The sequence below is a fragment of the Arthrobacter sp. 9V genome (assembly GCF_902506065.1).
GTDB lineage: Bacteria > Actinomycetota > Actinomycetes > Actinomycetales > Micrococcaceae > Arthrobacter.
Genome location: NZ_LR732912.1, coordinates 2,853,296 through 2,872,114, shown reverse-complemented (window position 1 = coordinate 2,872,114; position 18,819 = coordinate 2,853,296). Strand labels below are relative to the sequence as shown.

Sequence of the window (18,819 nt, the reverse complement as noted above, 5' to 3'; positions counted from 1 at the left end):
CAGTCGCATCCCGGGTGGTCGGTACCGGGCCGCTGACGAGGCAGGGGCTGTGGATAACTTCTGCGCAAATTCCTGCATTCCGGTACACCTTGTTTATGGAAACTCTGGACACCCCCGAGGCCGTGGCTCCCCACGTTCCGGGTTATGTAATATCCCGCCCTCTGGGTCATGGCAGCAGCTCGACTGTTTGGCTCGCCACGAGGGATAAGGACGGTGCGCGCTTTGCGATCAAGTGCGCCAGGCCAGATGCCGCCGGTGCGGGGCTGAGGGGAATGCCTCATGTTGCGGGGGACGCCGTCCGGGAGATGAGGCTCCTCTCGGGGCTCAAGCACAAGCACCTCATACGTGTTCACGAAGTCCTTCCGGTGCGTGGGATGGCGGAGGGAACGCTGGGGGTGGTCATGGACTACGCAGCGGGAGGCTCGCTGGGCAACCTGATCTCTGCGAGGGGGAAGCTGCGGATCGGAGAAGCCGTGACCATCCTGACTCCCGTCGCCCAGGCATTGGATTACCTGCACGCCAACGGTGCGGAGCACGGGGACGTGGCACCTGGAAACGTCTTGTTTACTGCAGAAGGAATGCCATTGCTGGCAGATTTTGGTCTTGCCGCAAAGGTGGGGGACAAGCCGCACGGCCCCGGGCCAGGAACGCCGGGCTTCATGGAACCCGCGGCGCAGGCAGCCGGGAACGGGGAGTATTCCGGGTCAAGCCTGCAACCGCAACGGGATGTCTATTCGCTCGGAGCGGTGGGCTGGTATTGCCTGACGGGAACAATACCGGGGCCGGAACAGGACCGTCCGCCCTTATCAATCCTCGTACCTGATGTCCCGAAGGCCTTGGTGGCTGCCCTTGAAGCTGCCTTGGACGGCAATGCCCGCAATCGGCCCTCGGCGAAGGAGCTTGGCACGGCGATCTTCAGGAGCGCTGCTCCTGAGCCGCTGGATCTGTCCGGCGCCGTGCATGCCTCGGTGATCCCTGAATTGCTGACCAGACGCGAGACTTTGGGGCGTTCACCACGCCGTCCAACCCGTTGGCTGACGGCGTGGTGGAGACGATTGCACCGGCTGCCCATGCCGGAGCTTCGGGCGGCACATCCTTCTCGCAGTCTACGCGGCCGCCCCCGCTGTGGGGGTGGCGGTCGGCCACTGGCCATGACAGCGGTGGTAGTGCTGATTGGTGTCGGGTGGTGGATCACCTGGCAGCAGAGCGTCCCGACGACGGCGATTGTCCAACCAGCCGCGACCGAAACCGGCCTTGCCGTCCCCGGTGAAAGGGCGGATCCCGGGGCCGCGCAGGATCTTTCGAACACCCCGGACCTCCCGCCGGCACTCGCGGAAGGGCTGCGATCCCAGGATCCCTTGATTGCGATCCCGGCATTGTCAGCCGTGCGCGACATTGCCTTGGGGAACCGGCGCTTGGAGCTTTTGCAGACAGTTAATGCGCCGGGTTCACCGGCCGAGGCCACCGATAAACAGTTGGGCGATTATCTACGGGGCGCGGGGACGGCGTTTGCAGGACTCCACACAGCCTTGACAGCTTTGGCCGTGGATGGACCCCCGCAGGGAGACCGTGTGCTGGTGTCCGTAACAGCCACTACGTCCGGATATGAGGAACGCCTGGCATCAGGGGAGGTTGTCAGGACCGAGGGCGCAGGGGCGCCACAGCAGCTCCGGCTGGACGTGGTTCGAACAGACGGGCGCTGGCAGATCTCGGGAATCCTCGAGGCCGCACCCGCAAGAAATGGCATGGCTGAGTGACGGCAGCTCGGAGTGGTAGCTGGAACTTCGGCGTGAGCACAACACACCATCACCAGCACGAGCCGAGGACCTGTCAGCTGCTCATTTCCTGGCGCAGCCATGCCATGGCGTCAGGGAGGGAGGGGTGCAACCAGTGGAAGCCGGCCTCCTGCAGCCGAGCGGGTTCCATCCGCTGGTTGGCCATGATGAGTTCATCCGCCAGTCCGCCCAGAACCAGCTTCAGGGCTGGTCCGGGCACCCGAAGGAAAGCCGGCCGGTGGAAGGCCTTGGCGAGTTCGGCAACGATGGTGTTGACGTCTGCACTCTGCGGGGCGCAAACATTTACCGGCCCTTCCAGGTTTCCTGTGATCAGGTATGCGAGGGCGCGGGCTTCGTCGGCCAACGTGATCCATGGCCAGTACTGGCGGCCGTTGCCGAACGGTCCTCCCAGCCCCAGCTTCAATAAGGGCAGCAGCGGCCCCAGAGCTCCGCCGGAGGTGCTGAGCACCACACCGGTTCGCGGAGTCACCACTCTTACTGCCGATGGCGAGGTCCTGGCCATTCGCTCCCATTCGAAGGTCAGATGCCCCAGCACGCCGGTGCCTTGGGCTGCATCTTCCCGCAGGACACCATCGCGGGAAGCGCCATAAAAGCCGGAAGCGGATTGGCTGATGAACGTGCCCGGTGGTGTGCTGAGTCGCCGCATGGCATTAGTCAGGGTCTGCGTGGGCCGAATGCGGGATTCCGTGAGGACTTTGATCCTGCGTTTGGTCCATGGACGGTCTCCGATTCCAGCGCCGGAGAGGTTGACCACAGCATCTGCGCCGTCCAGGACAGTCTCATCAAGCTCACCCTTGTCCGGATCCCACGTCCATTCAAACGCCGATTCAGCTGGTCTCCGCACCAAGCGGATCACCTCGTTGCCTTCAGCGGTCAACTGCTCGGACAGGGCGGTTCCGATCATTCCCGAAGCTCCGGACATCACGATTCTCATGACCCATCTCACCATGGCGAACGCTTGTGGTGGAAACGGCAGTGGATGCCGCAACTGAGGGGTGCCTCTTGACTATGATCGAACAATGACCTCCTCCAGCTACCTCCGTTTCCCGCATGTGCACGGCGATCTGGTCACCTTTGTGGCCGAAGACGACATCTGGATCGCACCCCTTTCAGGCGGCCGCGCCTGGCGCGTTTCCTCCCAGCAATTGCCGGCCAGGAACCCGCGGTTCACTCCGGATGGCAAGAGGCTGGTCTGGACCACAATTGTGGGCACGTCACCGGAGGTGGTGACGGCAAACGTTGACGGCGGCGGGTACAGGCAGCTCACCTACTTCGGGCACAGCACCACCAAGGTCAAAGGCTTCACACCAGCAGGGAACGTTGTGGTGACGAGCGCCTTCCAACAGGCCGAAAGCCGACACACACACGCCTACAGCCTCCCGCTGGACGGTGGCGCCGCCGTCGAACTGCCCTTCGGGCCAGTGGAGGCTGTTGCCTTCGGTCCTGAAATTGGTGACGAGAAACCTGTTGTCCTGGCAAGTGTGCTCTCACGCGAGCCCGCATGGTGGAAGCGCTACCGGGGCGGCACGGCCGGGAAGCTCTGGATCGATGCTGACGGAAACGGTGAGTTCGAGCGGCTTGTGAAGGAGATCGACGGAAACCTGACCGACCCCCTGTGGATCGGCGGCCGGATCGCCTTCCTTTCGGATCACGAAGGTTACGGAAACCTTTATTCGGTACTCCCGGATGGTTCCGGGCTGCGCCGGCATACGGACCACGAGGACTTCTACGTCCGCCACGCCAGCACGGACGGCAACCGGGTGGTCTTTGAATCGGCAGGCGAGCTTTGGATGTTGCCGTCCTTGGACGCCGAAGCCGAGCCCGTTAAATTGGACGTTACCCTTGGCTCGGCATCTCCGGGTCGGCGCCCCGCGCCTCTGAAGACGTCGGCCCACTTGGGTGATGTCATCCCCAACGCCACCGGTACCGCCAGCGCTCTTGAAGCGCACGGGACCATCCACTGGCTCCGTCACAAGGACGGACCTTCGCGGGTGGTTGAGGCGACACCCGGGGTACGCGCAAGGCTTCCCCGGCCACTCACAGATGGCCGAATCGCCTACATCGCCGATCATGGGGGAGTGGAGGCGTTGTACGTCAAGCGCATCGCTGCCCGCCTGGCTGCTGTGGTGCAACTTCCCAAGGTCATTGCTGAACAACCTGCGCCCGTTGCAGAAGAATCAGCCCCTCTTCCGAAGCCTGTTGCCGCATCCAATGTGTTGGGAACGGCAAACGCTGCGGCAGTCACGCACTCCGCGGACGCGCCCGCGGAGCAAGCACAGGCCGGCTCGGCTGCAAGCGCCAACACCGAGCCATCAGCTGACACTGCAGGCGGTGCCTCTGCACCTGCAGTTGCGGTGGCATCCGAAGATTCCGCGGAGCTTCGTTTGGAGTTCCCGGCCCCTAGCCGGACGGTTGCGTTGGAAACCAGCCCGGATGGTCGTTGGATTGCTGTCGGCACCTCGTTCGGCGACGTCTTCATTGCAGACACCTCGGCAGGAACACTGGAGCGCCTGGTCAGCGTCGGCGAGGGCAGCATCGAGCAATTGTCGTGGTCCAGTGACTCCCGGTGGCTTGCCTGGTCAGAGCCGGTAACGTCCTTCGGTTCGCGGAGCAAACTCCGCATTGCCCGTCCGGCAGAGCCCGCAGCAGAGATCATCGACGTCACGGACGGCCGGTTCTGTGACGAGTCTCCTCAATTCACGCCTGACGGAAAGTTCCTGGCATTCCTGTCCAACAGGAGTTTCGACCCCGTCTACGACGGTCATTCCTTCGACCTCTCCTTCCCAAGTCCCATCAAGCCGTACATGGTTGCCTTGGCCGCGGACACGCCGTCGCCGTTCGGCCCGTCCGTGGACACGCTTGAGGACGCCGCGCCGTTTGCGGCCACATCAGCGGCGGCCAAGTCAGGCGACGTCAAGTCCGACGCCGGTGACGCTGCTGCCGTGCGCGTGGACCCGGAGGGGCTGGCCCACCGGGTCATTGCTGTGCCGGTACCCCAAGGTAACTACTCGCAGCTGTCTGTGGGTGACGGCGCACTGTTGTGGCTTGACACCGAACTTTCCGGTGTCATGGGCGATGGGCGGGGAACCCTCCAGGACAAGAAGACACCGCCATCCCTGGTCCGATATGACCTTGCCAAGCGCAAGCAGGCCACGCTGGTCAAGGCAGTGGACAGCTACCGGTTGTCTGGCGATCTTAGCCGGATCGTTTACGTGCTGGACAAGCAAGTCACGTCTGTCCCTGCTGAGAGCAAGGTGGAAGAAGACTCCGCTGAGCTTGTAAAGGTGGAGCTGAACCGGGTTCGAGTCATCATGGACCCTGTGGCTGCTTGGGGGCAGGCTTTCGACGAAGCCTGGAGGCTGCAGAGGGACTTCTTCTGGACTGCCGACATGGCGGGCCAGGACTGGGATTCCGTGTACAAGCGCTACCGTCCTATTGTTGACAGGCTCGGGTCCCACGATGACCTGGTTGACCTGCTGTGGGAGATCCACGGCGAGCTGGGCACCTCGCACGCCTACGTCAAGCCCGCCCCCGTCACCGAGCCTGGACGAAACGGCCAGGGCAGGCTTGGTGCGGAGTTCCAGCTCGGCGACAAGGGCTGGGAAATTACCCGGATCCTGGCAGGCGAGTCCTCCGATCCCCTGGCTACTTCACCGTTGACCCGTCCTGGCGCGGATGCGAAGGTGGGCGACATCCTGCTGGCGATCGACGGCGTCGAGCTTTCAGCGGTGCTGACCCCGGCGATGCAGTTGGTGGGTTCGGCGGGCAGGACCGTTGAACTGACCCTCTTGAATGGCGAGGGCCATGGTGGCGCTGCCGGTGCCCAACGACGCGTGGCAGTAGTTCCCGTGCGTGATGAGGAACGGTTGCGGTACCAGGATTGGGTCCGGGCGAACCGACGCACAGTCCGCGAGGCCTCGGACGGAAAGTTCGGCTACCTGCACGTCCCGGACATGATGGCCAACGGTTGGGCGCAGCTGCACCGCGATTTGGACACCGAGACGGCCTTGGATGGCCTGATTGTGGATGTGCGCCGGAACCGCGGTGGACACACATCCCAGCTGGTTGCCGAACTGATCGGACGCAAGGTCACGGGATGGAGTATGCCGCGTGGTGAAAAGCCCCGGACCTACCCACATCACGCTCCACGTGGTCCGGTGATCATCCTCGCCGATGAATTTGCCGGATCCGATGGCGACATCATCACCCAGGTTTCCAAGCTCAGGGGCATTGGTCCCGTTATTGGTACGCGTACGTGGGGAGGCGTTGTGGGCATTGATAACCGCTTCTCACTTGCTGATGGCACAGGTGTCACGCAGCCCCGATACGCCACATGGTTCAGCGGCGGGATAGGTTGGGACGTCGAAAACCGGGGCGTGGAGCCGGACATCGAGGTACTCTTTCCGCCGCACGCGTATGCGGCCGGAACTGATCCGCAGTTGGAGTATGGGATTGGCGCACTGAAGGAAATGATCCAGGAACTGCCCACAGACCGTCCACCACTGCGCGAGGGCTACCGAAAGCTCCGACCGGCACCATTGCCGTCGCGTCCCAAAAAGGGTTAGTCCACGCGTAAACATGGAAAGAGCCCCGCCACTTCCCTGAGGAAGTGGCGGGGCTCTTGCTTACTTTCAGGGCTGCGGTGTTCAACCCCGTGTGATGCTATGCGGCGAGGGTGGCATCCAAAGTGATTTCGATGCTGGCCAATGCGCCGGAAACCGGGCAGCCGGTCTTGGCGTCTTCGGAGATACGGCGGAAGTCTTCCTCGGAGAGACCGGGGACCTTGGCCGTCATGGTCAAGTGGCTGCCGGTGATACCGGTGCCGGGAACAAACGTGACGTCTGCCTTGGTGTTGACTTCTTCCGCGGTGAATCCTTCGCCTGCAAGGGCGTGGCTGAACGCCATGGAGAAGCACGCGGAGTGGGCAGCGGCGATCAGTTCTTCAGGGCTTGTCTTGCCACCGGACTGCTCAGTGCGGGCCTTCCAGGTGACATCGAACGTGCCCAGTCCCGAGCTGTCCAGCGTTGTGTTGCCGGCGCCCTCGATCAGGTTGCCGTTCCAAACCGTGTGTGCGGTGCGTGTTGCTGCCATGTCCACTCCTTGGGGTCGTTGTGAGTCGGCAACCAGCCTTCGGCAGGTGCCACCGGGATCAATCCTATGGATTTGCTTCCCGGACCGCACGGCTATTCCGCTGATGGTGGATTGTGACCCCCACAGCGGGGCCGGGAACTAGTTCCAGAGGGTGGCAATGGCGATGTTGATCAATGCCAGGCCACCTACGCTGTGGGCCAGCCCGGTGGAAACCGGCTCGCCGTTCTTAACCTTGCGCGAGCCGATAACGGCGAGAACAGCTACCGCCACTGCAATGGCGAATTTGACGCCGAGTTTGAAGTAGTTGGGATCTGCGTCCGGCAGCAGGGGAAGCACGCCCATCATGGCAATGCCTGTGAGGAGCTGAAGGAAGGCGCCGTCGCGCTGGCGCGGGTGGACAGTAGGCGTCTTGAGCGTGGCGATCCAGTAGCCCACAATCATGGCTGCGCCGACGATGTGCAAGAACACCAGGATGTTGAAGAGAATACTCATGACCTCAGCTTATCCAGTTGGTTCTACGTCCTGTAGCAAAGCCACGCGGACGCGAGCCAGGAGCCGATGAAGCGGGCGGATAGTCAGAGCAATCGGCATACACAGCAGAAAGGGCAGGCTACCGGTTTCGGTAGCCTGCCCTTGTGCTGATGCAGTGGTACTTAGTGGCGTTTGGTCCTAGAGACCGAGGTCTGCTTCGAAAGCGCCCTCTTCAAGGCGGGCCTTGAGAGTCTGCAGGAAGCGGCCTGCGTCCGCACCATCCACCAGACGGTGATCGTACGTCAGCGACAGGTACATCATGGAGCGGATGGCGATCGAGTCGTCGCCGTTCTCGTCGGCAACCACAACGGCCCGCTTGACGATCGCACCGGTTCCGAGAATGCCTACCTGAGGCTGGTTAATGATGGGGGTGTCAAACAGTGCACCAACGGAACCGATGTTGGTGATGCTGAAGGTGCCGCCGGAAAGCTCGTCCGGGCCGATCTTGCCATCGCGGGTACGGCCTGCGACGTCGGCGATCTTGCTGGCCAGGCCAGCAAGGTTCAGGTTGCCGGCGTCGGAAATGACGGGAACCAGAAGGCCCTTGTCAGTGTCCACTGCGATCGCCAGGTGCTCGGCGTTGTGGTACGTGATTTCCTGCTTGGATTCGTCGTACGCGGCGTTCAGCTTCGGGTGCTGCTTGAGAGCCTCGGCCACCGCCTTGGCGATGAACGGCAGGAAGGTGAGCTTGACGCCGTTCTGGGCCTGGAACGAGTTCTTGGCCTTGAGGCGGAGCTTGGCGATCTTGGTCATGTCGACCTCGTGCACCTGGGTCAGCTGAGTGGAGACCTCAAGGGACTCACGCATACGGCGGGCAATGACCTGACGGATACGCGGGGCCTTCTCGGTGGTGCCTCGCAGCGAGGACGCCACTACCGGGGCTGCGGCCTTGGCAGCCGGAGCAGCCGCCGGAGCAGCTGCAGCGGGGGCTGCGGCTGCCTGCTTGGCTTCAGCGGCGGCCAGGACGTCCTGCTTGCGGATGCGGCCACCGACGCCCGTGCCGGAAACCGAGGCGATGTCCACGCCGTGCTGGTTGGCAAGCTTGCGAACCAGGGGAGTTACGTAACCGGATTCCGAAGAACCTTCTGCTGCGGGAGCAGCGGGGGCCGGTGCAGCGGAAGGTGCAGGAGCGGCCGCTGCGGGAGCGGGAGCAGCTGCGGGTGCCGGAGCGGCTACGGGTGCCGGAGCGGCTGCGGGTGCAGGAGCTGCTGCAGGTGCCGGAGCGGCAGGAGCTGCTGCGGGTGCCTCGGCTGCGGGAGCAGGGGCGGCTGCCGGGGCTGCTGCACCGGAACCGATGACGGCCAGAACGGAGCCAACCTCAGCGGTCTCGTCCTCGCTGACACGGATTTCCTGCAGCGTGCCCGCTACCGGGGAAGGAATCTCGGTGTCAACCTTGTCAGTGGACACCTCCAGGAGCGGCTCGTCAACCTCAACGGTGTCGCCTACGGCCTTGAGCCAGCGGGTGACAGTACCTTCGGTGACGCTTTCGCCCAGTGCAGGGAGAGTTACTTCATGGCCTTCGCCGCCGGAAGCAGCGGGGGCCTCAGGGGCAGGCGCTTCTTCAGCTGCAGGCGCAGCAGCAGCCTCTGCGGGTGCAGTTTGCTCGGCAGGGGCAGCGGGTGCTTCCTCAGCCGGTGCGGCTTCAGGTGCCGGAGCGGCTGAGCCGGAGCCGTCGCCGATACGGACCAAGGGGGCGCCTACTTCGGCCGTCTCGTCTTCAGCGACGAGGATTTCTTCGATGACGCCAGAGATCGGAGAAGGGATTTCAGTGTCTACTTTGTCGGTTGAAACCTCGAGCAACGGCTCGTCGATCTCCACCCGGTCACCAACCTGCTTGAGCCAGCGGGTGACGGTTCCTTCGGTGACACTCTCACCGAGGGCGGGCAAGTTAACGGATTCAGACATGTCGTCCCCGTTCTCCTTATTGATCTTTGTGCGGATGAATTCTGCTGGTCCGGGTCAGGTGCATGCGGCATATTCCGCCACACGCACCTGACCCGTGGGTCTTGGTAAGACTTAGCCGTGGAGAGCCTTGCCCGCGAGGGCAAGGTGGGCTTCGCCCAGGCTTTCGTTCTGGGTGGGGTGGGCGTGTACCAGCTGGGCCACGTCCTCCGGGTAGGCTTCCCAGTTCACGATCAGCTGGGCTTCACCGATCTGCTCGCCCATGCGGGAGCCGATCATGTGGATGCCCACCACGGGGCCATCCTTCTGGCGGACAAGCTTGACGATGCCACCGGTGCCCAGGATTGAGCTCTTGCCGTTGCCGGCCAGGTTGTATTCCTGGGTCTGCACCTGGTCGTCGCCGAACTTCTCCTTGGCGGCCTTTTCGGTGTAGCCCACCGTGGCGATTTCAGGCTCGCAGTAGGTGACCTTGGGGATGTTGATGTCCTCGACGATTGCCGGGTTCAGGCCGGCGATTTCCTCTGCGACAAAGATGCCCTGCTGGTAGCCGCGGTGTGCAAGCTGGACGCCGGGGACGATGTCGCCAACGGCGTAGATGTTGCCGACGCCGGTGTGGAGGCGCTCGTTGGTGATGACGAAGCCGCGGTCGATGGTGATACCGGCTTCTTCGTAGCCAAGGTTGGCGGTCACTGGACCACGGCCAACTGCAACGAGCAGGAGGTCGGCTTCGAAGGTCTGGCCATCAACCAAGGTGACCTTGACGCCGTCGTCGTTCTGCTCAACGCCCTGGAAGAAGATACCGGTGGTGAACTTGATGCCGCGCTTCTTGAATGCACGCTCAAGGTTCTTCACGATCGCGGCGTCCTCGTTGGGGACCAGCGAGGGGAGGCCTTCGATGATGGTGACGTCCACGCCGAAGGACTTCCAGACGGAAGCGAACTCGACACCGATGACGCCGCCGCCCAGGACAATGGCGCTCTTGGGGATGTAGTCCATGGTGAGGGCTTGGTCGGAGGTGATGACCTTGCCGCCGATTTCCAGGCCGGGCAGGGACCGGGAGTAGGAACCCGTGGCCAGAACGATGTTCTTGCCCGTGTAGGAGGTGCCGTTCACGACGACGGTGTTGTTGCCCTGAAGCTTGCCTTCACCCTCAATGACGGTGATGCCCTTGGACTTGATAAGTCCCTGGAGGCCCTTGAACTTTCCGGCGATGATGCCGTCCTTGTAAGCGTTCACGGCCGACATGTCGATGCTGTCGAGCGTGACGTTCACGCCGTACTTGGCGGAATCGCGTGCATGGTCAGCCAATTCGGCCGAGTGCAGGAGTGCCTTGGTGGGAATGCAACCGTTGTGCAGGCAGGTTCCGCCGAGCTTTGCCTTTTCCACAAGGCCAACGGTGAACCCAAGCTGAACGGCCCGCAGGGCAGTGGCGTAGCCGCCGCTGCCGCCACCGAGTACCAGGATGTCGAATTCTTGCGCAGTTGCCTGATCGGCCACTAAAACGCTCCCTCGCGTGAATGATGACACGGGACTGGTGTCATCTGGTCTTTGGAACTTGTTCTGCCGTGATTATGCCAGCACCTAAGTTCTCTTGCATTTGTGACTATCGAGTTCACCTTAGCGAACCACCTACCCATGCTCCACCCTCTGCGGGCGTTTTGGGGAGCGCTTGTGTCCAGACTCACGTTCACTTGTGACACAGCGCTACACCCCGCATAATTCCGGGGTTGCACGGGCGGCCGCCGGAGATCCGGCAGGCAGCCCGGGCAGCCCCGGAAGGCAGGACGTGCTAGGCAGAGGCGGCCAGGAGGTCCTCGGCGTAGGCAACCAAGGTTCGGACGGTGCATCCGGTACCCTGCTTGGGCGTGTATCCATACGGAGCGCCGTTGTTGAACGACGGCCCGGCGATGTCCACGTGGGCCCACGGGATCTGCTGCCCGGCGTCGTCTTTGCCCACGAATTCGCGGAGGAAGACCGCTGCGGTCATCATGCCGCCGTTACGCTCACCAATGTTGGCCAGGTCCGCCACTTGTGAATCCAGGCTGGGACGGAGTTCTTCGGGCAAAGGCATGGGCCAGACAAGTTCGCCTGCCCTGTCAGCGGCTGACTTCAACGCAGCGGTGACGGAGTCTGACCCCATGATGCCGGCAGTGCGCAAACCAAGGGCGATCAGCTGAGCACCTGTCAGTGTTGCGACGTCGATGATCGCATCCGGCTTCTCCAAGCTGGCCGCGACGATGCCGTCGGCCATCACCAGACGCCCTTCAGCGTCTGTGTTCAGAACCTCAACAGTTTTGCCGCCGTAGATCGTGAATACGTCAGCGGGCCGGGCTGCGGCGCCTGAAGGCATGTTCTCTGCAATGCAGAGCCATGCGGTCGCCTTGAGGGGCAAACCGAGGGAGGCGATGGCCAAGACAGTGTTAAGTACGACGGCGGCGCCGGCCATGTCGCTCTTCATATCACCCATGCCGAGGGCCGGTTTGATGGAAATACCGCCGGTGTCGAACGTGATGCCCTTGCCGACGAGGGCAATCTTCTTTGTGGCCTTGGCGGGGGCGTATTCGACTTTGACCAGGCGCGGCTGGCGGGTAGAGCCCTTGCCGACGCCGAGGATACCTCCAAAGCCTTCTTTTTCCAGGCGCTTTTCATCCCAGACGGTGATCTTGACCGGAAGGCCTTTGGCCAGTTCCTTGGCGGACTCGGCGAAGGACTCGGGGTACAGGTGGCTCGGCGGTTGGTTGACCAGTGTGCGGGTTGAGTTGACGGCTCGAGCCAGCACGATGGCGCGGTCCAGGGCAGGCTGGGCAGACCTGGCATCCACATCGGAGAAAATCAGCGCCTTTGCCACAGGTGCCTTCAGCCCGTCCTTGCTGGAACGGAACTCTGTATAGGAATAGGCGCCCAATGCGGCGCCTTCGGCAACAGCCGCGACATCGGCGAGGGTCGCCGTCGGGAAGGCCAAAGTAACCGAAGGTGTACCGGCCAGCTGGCGCACGGCGGACCCCGCAGCGCGCCGCAGGGCTTCTTCGCCCAGGTTTCGGTCATCAGGAAGCTTTCCCACTCCTGCAAGGACAAGAATCCCTGAGCCTGTCTCGGGCAAGCCCGGGAGCCGGTGGGCTTGATCGGCAGCGCCGGTGATTCCCAAGAGCTTCAGCGACCCTGCAAGGGATTCGGCGGCCTTCGCGCTCAACGGATTGGACAGCAGAACCGGCCCATCCGTACCTTGCGCAACGCCAATCACAAGTGCGTCGCTGGGGGACTTTTTCAGGTCCTTGGCGATGATGCCCAGGATGATGTCAGTAGTCTTGACCACGAGGATGTGTCCTCACTTCTCTCTGCATTGCATGGCGGGGCCGCATGTTTGGCGGCCTGCCCCGATACGCGCCCGACGTCGTCCGGCGACGGCGGCCTTGGTCTTCTGGTCCGGCATCGCAAAAGGACGAGGACCAGTTTCGATCGTAGTCTCTCTGAGCGCTGAGGACGGCAATTAATGAGAGCTGCGGCACACCAGCGGCAGGAATGACCCTTGGCCGTGCGGCGTTGTAAGAATTAATACCGCTCCGCAGCCGAATGTTGGTGCGGGATCTACCTGACTTTGTCATTGCGAAAGGAACACGCCGTGTTTGAACGGATATCCGGCTCCCTCCTGGACCCCGAATCGCTGTATGCGCGAAACATAGAGACGTTCCACAGCCCTGAGCTTCGCGGGTTGAACATGGTCATGGGATTCACGGGCTTTGCCGATGCCGGTCACGTAGTCCGGCAGATCAACGCGGAACTGTTGGACGAACTCGGCGCGGAGGTGGTGGCCATGTTCGATGCCGACCAACTCATTGACTACCGTTCCAGGCGGCCTCACATCAGCTTCGTGGAGGACCATCTTCAGGACTACCAGGCGCCAAAGCTGGGCTTGTACAAGCTCAATGACGGCCTCGGCCAGCCGTTTCTGCTTTTGGCCGGCTTCGAGCCGGACCTCCAGTGGGAGCGCTTCTCGCGGGCGGTGGTTGGAATCGTGGAAGAACTCGACGTCAACTTGGTGACCTGGATCCATTCCATTCCCATGCCCGTGCCGCACACCAGGCCTGTGGGCGTCACGGTCCACGGCAATATGCCCGAGCTCATTGAGGGAATTTCGAGTTGGAAGCCCACCGTTGACGTTCCCGCCGCCATTGGACACATTCTTGAACTCCGCCTCACCGAAGCCGAACGCAACGTTGCCGGATACGTCATCCATGTCCCGCATTACCTCTCTGAAGCGGAGTACCCGCCTGCCGCTGTAGCCGGTTTGGAATACCTGGGGGCCGCAACGTCGCTCATGCTGCCAACGGACAGGCTTCGTGAAGCCGGACGCGAAGTAGGCCGGCAGATTGCCGAGCAGATCCAGGCTTCCGAGGAAGTCCAGGCAGTAGTGACAAATCTTGAGACGCGGTACGACGAGAAATCAGAAGGTATCGTCCGCCGCTCGCTGTTGGCTGATGAGAATGATGAACTGCCCAACGCAGAAGACATCGGGGCCGCGGTCGAGGCCTATTTGGCGCGTAAAGACTCGCCTCAATAAATCTGCTTTGAGTGGGCGGCAGGCATAATTAGGGGGTGAATGCTTCCCGCTCCTGGCTCATCTGGACGATCGGCGTATTCGCCTACCTGGTGGCGGTGGCGCAGCGGACCTCCTTCGGTGTGGCAGGTCTGGAGGCCACTGACAGATTTCATGCCAGCGCCTCGGCCATCTCTTTCTTCACCGTGCTCCAATTGCTGGTCTACGCAGGTTTGCAGATCCCCGTGGGCGTCCTGGTGGACAGATTTGGTTCCCGGGCCATGATTGCCGGCGGTGCCGTGCTGATGGGTCTGGGGCAGTTGCAATTGGCTTTTGCGGACAGTGTCCCCGGAGGTGTCCTGGGCCGGGTCCTGGTGGGCGCCGGCGATGCGATGACCTTCATCTCGGTGATCCGCCTGGTCCCTTTGTGGTTCGCTCCTGCCAAGGTGCCGCTGGTCACCCAGCTGACCGGCATGTGTGGCCAACTTGGCCAACTCTTCAGTGTTGTTCCGTTCGCGCTGCTTCTTCACACGGCCGGTTGGACGCCAGCCTTCCTGACTCTGGCGGCGATGTCCGTGTTGGCCGTGGTCCTCGTCCTGGCAGTGCTCCGCGATGCCCCGCCGGGGCACCCGCCGCGGGAAACCGGCCAGGGCCTGCGAGCCACCGGCATCTCGTTGTCCCGTGCCTGGAAACAACCCGGAACCCGGCTGGGGCTATGGAGCCATTTCACCGTTCAATTCAGCGGGAATCTTTTTGCGATGACCTGGGGGTACCCCTTCCTGTTGTCTGCCCAGGGACTCGATGCCGGAACCGTCTCCGGCCTCATGGCCCTTTTCGTGGCAACCGCAATTGTTGCCGGGCCCGGCTTCGGGCGATTCGTTTCCAAACATCCCATGCGAAGATCCGCCATGGTGCTGTTGATTGCGTTGGCCACAGCCTTGGCTTGGGCTGCGGTGCTCATCCTTCCCGAGCGTGCCCCCTTGTGGCTCCTGGTGATTTTGGTGGTGGTGCTGGCCGTGGGCGGGCCCGGGTCCATGATCGGCTTCGACTTCGCCAGGACATTCAATCCCTCACACCGAATCGGCACGGCCACCGGTATTGTCAACGTCGGCGGCTTCGTCGCGGCGCTCGTCGCGATCTACCTCATCGGCTTGGTGCTGGACGTCCTGTACGCCAGTGGCTTCTCCGGAGGTGATCTCTATGGCCTCGCACCATTCCGTATTGCCCTCAGCGTGCAGTTCCTGCTGCTGGCCCTTGGAACCGTACTCATCCTTGTAACGCGGCGGAAGGTGCGCCGCCAGATGGCGAATCAGGGTATCCACGTGCAGCCGCTGCTGTCCGCCCTTGCAAGGCAGCGCCGGGAACGTATCGAGCGACGACGCGCGGCACGGGCCGGGTCTGCCGGCGAGGAATAACACCGCCCGCCGCTGGATTTGCCGCGCCGCTTTTCCACATAGGCATGATGGTCTCTGTTTCCTCCGGCCGGAGTTGAGCAGGGTGGAACCATGACTTCCAATACGACGCTCAGCATTCACCAACCCGAAGATATTCTTGGCTACATTCCCCACATGTTGGGTTATTGGCCCGAGGACAGCCTGGTGGCAATCACCATGCAAGGCAAAGTCCTTGGAGCTACGCTGCGCGTGGACCTGCCAAACCTGGGTTCATTGGAGGCGTACGCACATTTTGCAAACCATATCCGCAGTTTCCTGATTGCCGATGAGGACGCCAACGGGGTGGTGCTCGCGGTCTACAGCGACTCCGGGTGGGAAGACGGCAACGTGGTCCGGCAGGCCGTCCCGTTGCTCCAAGCCCTGCAGCTGAGTCTTGATGAGGTGGACTTATCGGTTCGCGACGCATGGCTGGTTGGCTCCGAGTACTGGCGAAGTGCCTACTGCACAGACCTTCAGTGTTGCCCGGTGCCGGGATTGCCGGTTGATCGCATCAAGAACAGCAGAGTCAGCGCAGAACTGGTGTACCGGGGGAGCTCCATTGGCCCTTCGCCCAGGAGCGGGCTTGAAAAACGGCGGCTGCCAAGTCCAAGGGCGGTTGACCCTTTGGTGCTGGCTGCTGAGTCGCGCTACGGCAAGCAGATCCTCGGTAAGTGGCGGAGTGAACGCTGCCTGGACTCCATCCTTGCGGTGTGGCACCACGTGCTGGATCGGGTAGAAGCGGGCGATCCCCTGCAGCCAGGCGCAGATGCACAAGTCATGGGCTTCCTCAGAGCAACCCTCAGGGTTCCTGCGTGGCGGGACGCCGTGGTGGTCATGGCTGCAGCAGGCCTGGACTCTGCCAAGTTCGGGGCCGCAGGGTTCGGATTCTTTCTGGACAAAGACGACGACGGCGACACGCCGTTCGATCTTCAAGAACTGGGAGTAGAGGGCCCGGGAGTTCGCGCTGCCAAGGTATTACCTGAACGAAATACCGATGGAGACGCCTTCACCTATGGCGACGTCTTGCTTGGAATGCGACCGGAAAAGCCTTCCTGGAACACCCTCAATGCACTAGAGGAGGTGCTGGCTGGGCTATGCGTCGACGGCGAAGCCGGCGTCGTGCCGGCAGCGGGACTGACCCTGCAGGGCTGGATTGCCTGGTGCAAGGGGCGCGGGTCCATTGCCCATGCGTGCCTCAGCGAGGCAGAGGCCGCCCAGCCAGGCTATCGACTCGCCGGGTTGCTCATGGATCTCCTGGGGCGCGGGACCATTTGCCCCTGGGCGCGTAATTCAAGCACTGCGTGGCGCGGGTCCCGGGACTCTGTTGTGTAGAGGGTTTGTAGCTTCATCCGGCGTGGGTTTCGCAAAACCGTGAGACAATGGATGCCGAGACCCGGTTGGGTCCGCGTTTGAATGCCTGAATTGGCCCCTTCACCGGGAACAATACAGAGTCGTCGAGAGTTCTCTATAGAGACTCTGCAGACGGCGATCGCATTTGAAATTGATCGCGGACTTGACAGGGTCATAGTGGTGTTGCCCGTATGGTGATTCCACAGACCGCCGCTAGAAAGGTTTTCTGTGACCCCGTCTTCCGTCGAGAAGGAACCCGCCGCCCAGGCCGAATTGTCCGCTGAGGAAAAGAAGGCGGCAACATCGGCAAAGCGCGCAGCGACACGTGCTGCCAACAAGGCCTCAGAGGGCGACTCTGACAAGCCGGCACCCAAGAAGCGTGGACCCAAGCCCGGTGCGAAGGCCGCCGCTGAAGCCGCGAACAAGACCTCAGGCTCCGACGCCGAGGACTCCAGCGGCGAGGATGAAGACTTTGATCCCGCAGCTGCCGAGGAAGTCGAAGTCGGAGATGACGACGTCGAGGACGGCGCCGCGGCCACCAAGGACAAGGCTGCGCCCTCCGGCTCGGGATTCGTTTACTCGGATGCCGACGACGACGACGCACCTGTCCAGCAGGTCATGTCGGCCGGTGCTACGGCCGACCCCGTCAAGGACTACCTCAAGCAGATCGGCAAGGTTGCTCTGCTGAATGCGGAGCAGGAAGTTGATCTTGCCCTTCGGATTGAGGCAGGCCTCTTTGCCGAGGAAAAGATCAACGCCGACGACGGATCCATGGATCCCAAGCTCAAGCGTGAACTTGAATTCGTCATCCATGACGGCAAGCGCGCCAAGAACCACCTGCTCGAGGCCAACCTGCGCCTCGTCGTTTCCCTGGCCAAGCGTTACACCGGCCGTGGCATGCTCTTCCTGGACCTGATTCAGGAAGGCAACCTGGGCCTTATTCGTGCTGTGGAGAAGTTCGACTACACCAAGGGCTTCAAGTTCTCCACGTACGCAACATGGTGGATCCGCCAGGCGATTACCCGCGCCATGGCAGACCAGGCCCGCACCATCCGTATCCCGGTGCACATGGTGGAAGTCATCAACAAGCTGGCCCGCGTACAGCGGCAAATGCTTCAGGACCTCGGCCGTGAACCTACTCCTGAAGAGTTGGCGCTGGAACTGGACATGACGCCTGAGAAGGTTGTTGAGGTCCAGAAGTATGGTCGCGAGCCGATTTCACTGCACACCCCCTTGGGTGAGGACGGCGACTCGGAATTCGGAGACCTCATTGAGGACTCGGAAGCCGTAGTCCCCGCCGACGCCGTCAGCTTCACGCTTTTGCAGGAGCAGCTGCACTCTGTGTTGGACACACTGTCCGAGCGCGAGGCCGGAGTTGTTGCGATGCGCTTCGGTCTGACTGATGGCCAGCCGAAGACTTTAGACGAAATCGGCAAGGTCTACGGCGTTACGCGTGAGCGCATCCGCCAGATCGAAAGCAAGACCATGTCCAAGCTGCGGCACCCGTCCCGCTCGCAGGTCCTGCGGGACTACCTGGACTAAACAAGACTGAACCTGCAGAGTCAGAAGTGAAGTGGCCCGGCCGGTCATCCGGTTGGGCCACTTTTTTCTTGAGTGCGACCCTCCGGGTTTTCTTGAGCGCGGGCCGTTAGGCGCAACCGTTAAACGCAACAAGGCCCCTCCCGGATGGGAGGAGCCTTGTGGTCTGATCAAAAAGGGTTTCCGGATAGCCGGACTGCCTAGTCGACGGGTACGGGAGCCTTCTCATTGAGGCGCTCGGTTTCATCGTGCCAGTCGGAAGTCATGGGCCGAAGCGTAGCTTCAACTGCACGCGCGTGGTGACCGCAGAAGAGCAGCTCACCGCCGGAGGACTCGAGTACAACCCGGACGTACGCTTGGGCTCCGCAACGGTCACAGCGATCAGCTGCGTTCAGCGTGCGGTCTGCAACTGCTGTTGTCATGTCGGCCTCCTTAGTAGTTCTGTACATCCATATAACCAGCATTCGACGCAGATCCATGGCAAGGATGGGTCACTTTCGCTGTCCGCGTATCACATGTGCGTAACGTAACGGGGAAGGCATCGCCCGCGCTGGAGTGGCAGACAGTCCTTCATGCCATCCCCGGCTAGGCTGGTACGGGCAGTGTTTGCCCTGAATTACCAGCCAAACACGGCTGGAAGTAC

13 protein-coding genes are annotated in these 18,819 nt (G+C 62.2%); 6 read left to right on the top strand and 7 right to left on the bottom strand.

The features are described 5' to 3' along the window. The first annotated feature begins 95 nt into the window (after window positions 1–95). Complete coding sequence (locus BACI9J_RS13215) at window positions 96–1,757, top strand: serine/threonine protein kinase (RefSeq protein WP_159734785.1); 1,662 nt, start codon at window positions 96–98, stop codon at window positions 1,755–1,757. Window positions 1,758–1,830: 73 nt separating this feature from the next. Here BACI9J_RS13215 and BACI9J_RS13210 read toward each other — a convergent pair whose 3' ends face one another. Beyond that, entirely contained in the window at window positions 1,831–2,730 is a 900-nt protein-coding gene (locus BACI9J_RS13210; protein WP_159734784.1) for a TIGR01777 family oxidoreductase, read from the bottom strand. 85 nt (window positions 2,731–2,815) lie between these two features. Between BACI9J_RS13210 and BACI9J_RS13205 the strand changes: the two genes are divergently transcribed. Beyond that, complete coding sequence (locus BACI9J_RS13205; protein ID WP_159734783.1) at window positions 2,816–6,361, top strand: S41 family peptidase; 3,546 nt, start codon at window positions 2,816–2,818, stop codon at window positions 6,359–6,361. Between the two features lie 97 nt (window positions 6,362–6,458). Here BACI9J_RS13205 and BACI9J_RS13200 read toward each other — a convergent pair whose 3' ends face one another. From BACI9J_RS13200 to BACI9J_RS13180, 5 genes are all read right to left on the bottom strand, one after another. Next, window positions 6,459–6,887: an OsmC family protein gene (locus tag BACI9J_RS13200; protein ID WP_024820504.1), complete on the bottom strand. Its 429-nt coding sequence runs from the start codon at window positions 6,885–6,887 to the stop codon at window positions 6,459–6,461. Between the two features lie 138 nt (window positions 6,888–7,025). Further along, window positions 7,026–7,379: a hypothetical protein gene (locus BACI9J_RS13195; protein WP_159734782.1), complete on the bottom strand. Its 354-nt coding sequence runs from the start codon at window positions 7,377–7,379 to the stop codon at window positions 7,026–7,028. Between the two features lie 177 nt (window positions 7,380–7,556). Further along, window positions 7,557–9,323: a 2-oxoglutarate dehydrogenase, E2 component, dihydrolipoamide succinyltransferase gene (gene sucB, locus BACI9J_RS13190; RefSeq protein WP_159734781.1), complete on the bottom strand. Its 1,767-nt coding sequence runs from the start codon at window positions 9,321–9,323 to the stop codon at window positions 7,557–7,559. A gap of 111 nt (window positions 9,324–9,434) precedes the next feature. Further along, a complete protein-coding gene (gene lpdA / locus BACI9J_RS13185) occupies window positions 9,435–10,817 on the bottom strand; it encodes a dihydrolipoyl dehydrogenase (protein ID WP_159734780.1) in 1,383 nt (460 codons plus the stop codon). Between the two features lie 292 nt (window positions 10,818–11,109). After that, window positions 11,110–12,633 (bottom strand): leucyl aminopeptidase, encoded by a 1,524-nt coding sequence (locus BACI9J_RS13180; protein ID WP_159734779.1) that lies wholly within the window; start codon window positions 12,631–12,633, stop codon window positions 11,110–11,112. Window positions 12,634–12,939: 306 nt separating this feature from the next. Here BACI9J_RS13180 and BACI9J_RS13175 point away from each other — a divergent pair, with 306 nt between their 5' ends. From BACI9J_RS13175 to BACI9J_RS13160, 4 genes are all read left to right on the top strand, one after another. Further along, window positions 12,940–13,878: a proteasome assembly chaperone family protein gene (locus BACI9J_RS13175; protein ID WP_159734778.1), complete on the top strand. Its 939-nt coding sequence runs from the start codon at window positions 12,940–12,942 to the stop codon at window positions 13,876–13,878. 35 nt (window positions 13,879–13,913) lie between these two features. Next, window positions 13,914–15,269, top strand: a complete 1,356-nt coding sequence (locus BACI9J_RS13170) for an MFS transporter (protein WP_159734777.1) — start codon at window positions 13,914–13,916, stop codon at window positions 15,267–15,269. Window positions 15,270–15,359: 90 nt separating this feature from the next. Beyond that, window positions 15,360–16,619 (top strand): DUF4192 domain-containing protein, encoded by a 1,260-nt coding sequence (locus BACI9J_RS13165; protein WP_159734776.1) that lies wholly within the window; start codon window positions 15,360–15,362, stop codon window positions 16,617–16,619. A 246-nt stretch (window positions 16,620–16,865) separates the two neighbouring features. Next, a complete protein-coding gene (locus BACI9J_RS13160; RefSeq protein WP_141281934.1) occupies window positions 16,866–18,179 on the top strand; it encodes an RNA polymerase sigma factor in 1,314 nt (437 codons plus the stop codon). Between the two features lie 197 nt (window positions 18,180–18,376). Here BACI9J_RS13160 and BACI9J_RS13155 read toward each other — a convergent pair whose 3' ends face one another. Then, window positions 18,377–18,598, bottom strand: coding sequence for a DUF7455 domain-containing protein (locus BACI9J_RS13155; RefSeq protein WP_018778705.1), 222 nt, complete (start codon window positions 18,596–18,598; stop codon window positions 18,377–18,379). Window positions 18,599–18,819 lie beyond the last annotated feature (221 nt).

What these genes read in the sequence shown, in the direction of transcription:
- BACI9J_RS13210 (WP_159734784.1), bottom strand. Translation starts at nt 2,730, where the DNA reads ATGAGAATCGTGATGTCCGGAGCTTCGGGAATGATCGGAACCGCCCTG.
- BACI9J_RS13155 (WP_018778705.1), bottom strand. Translation starts at nt 18,598, where the DNA reads ATGACAACAGCAGTTGCAGACCGCACGCTGAACGCAGCTGATCGCTGT.
- BACI9J_RS13195 (WP_159734782.1), bottom strand. Translation starts at nt 7,379, where the DNA reads ATGAGTATTCTCTTCAACATCCTGGTGTTCTTGCACATCGTCGGCGCA.
- BACI9J_RS13200 (WP_024820504.1), bottom strand. Translation starts at nt 6,887, where the DNA reads ATGGCAGCAACACGCACCGCACACACGGTTTGGAACGGCAACCTGATC.
- BACI9J_RS13215 (WP_159734785.1), top strand. Translation starts at nt 96, where the DNA reads ATGGAAACTCTGGACACCCCCGAGGCCGTGGCTCCCCACGTTCCGGGT.
- BACI9J_RS13205 (WP_159734783.1), top strand. Translation starts at nt 2,816, where the DNA reads ATGACCTCCTCCAGCTACCTCCGTTTCCCGCATGTGCACGGCGATCTG.
- BACI9J_RS13165 (WP_159734776.1), top strand. Translation starts at nt 15,360, where the DNA reads ATGACTTCCAATACGACGCTCAGCATTCACCAACCCGAAGATATTCTT.
- sucB (WP_159734781.1), bottom strand. Translation starts at nt 9,323, where the DNA reads ATGTCTGAATCCGTTAACTTGCCCGCCCTCGGTGAGAGTGTCACCGAA.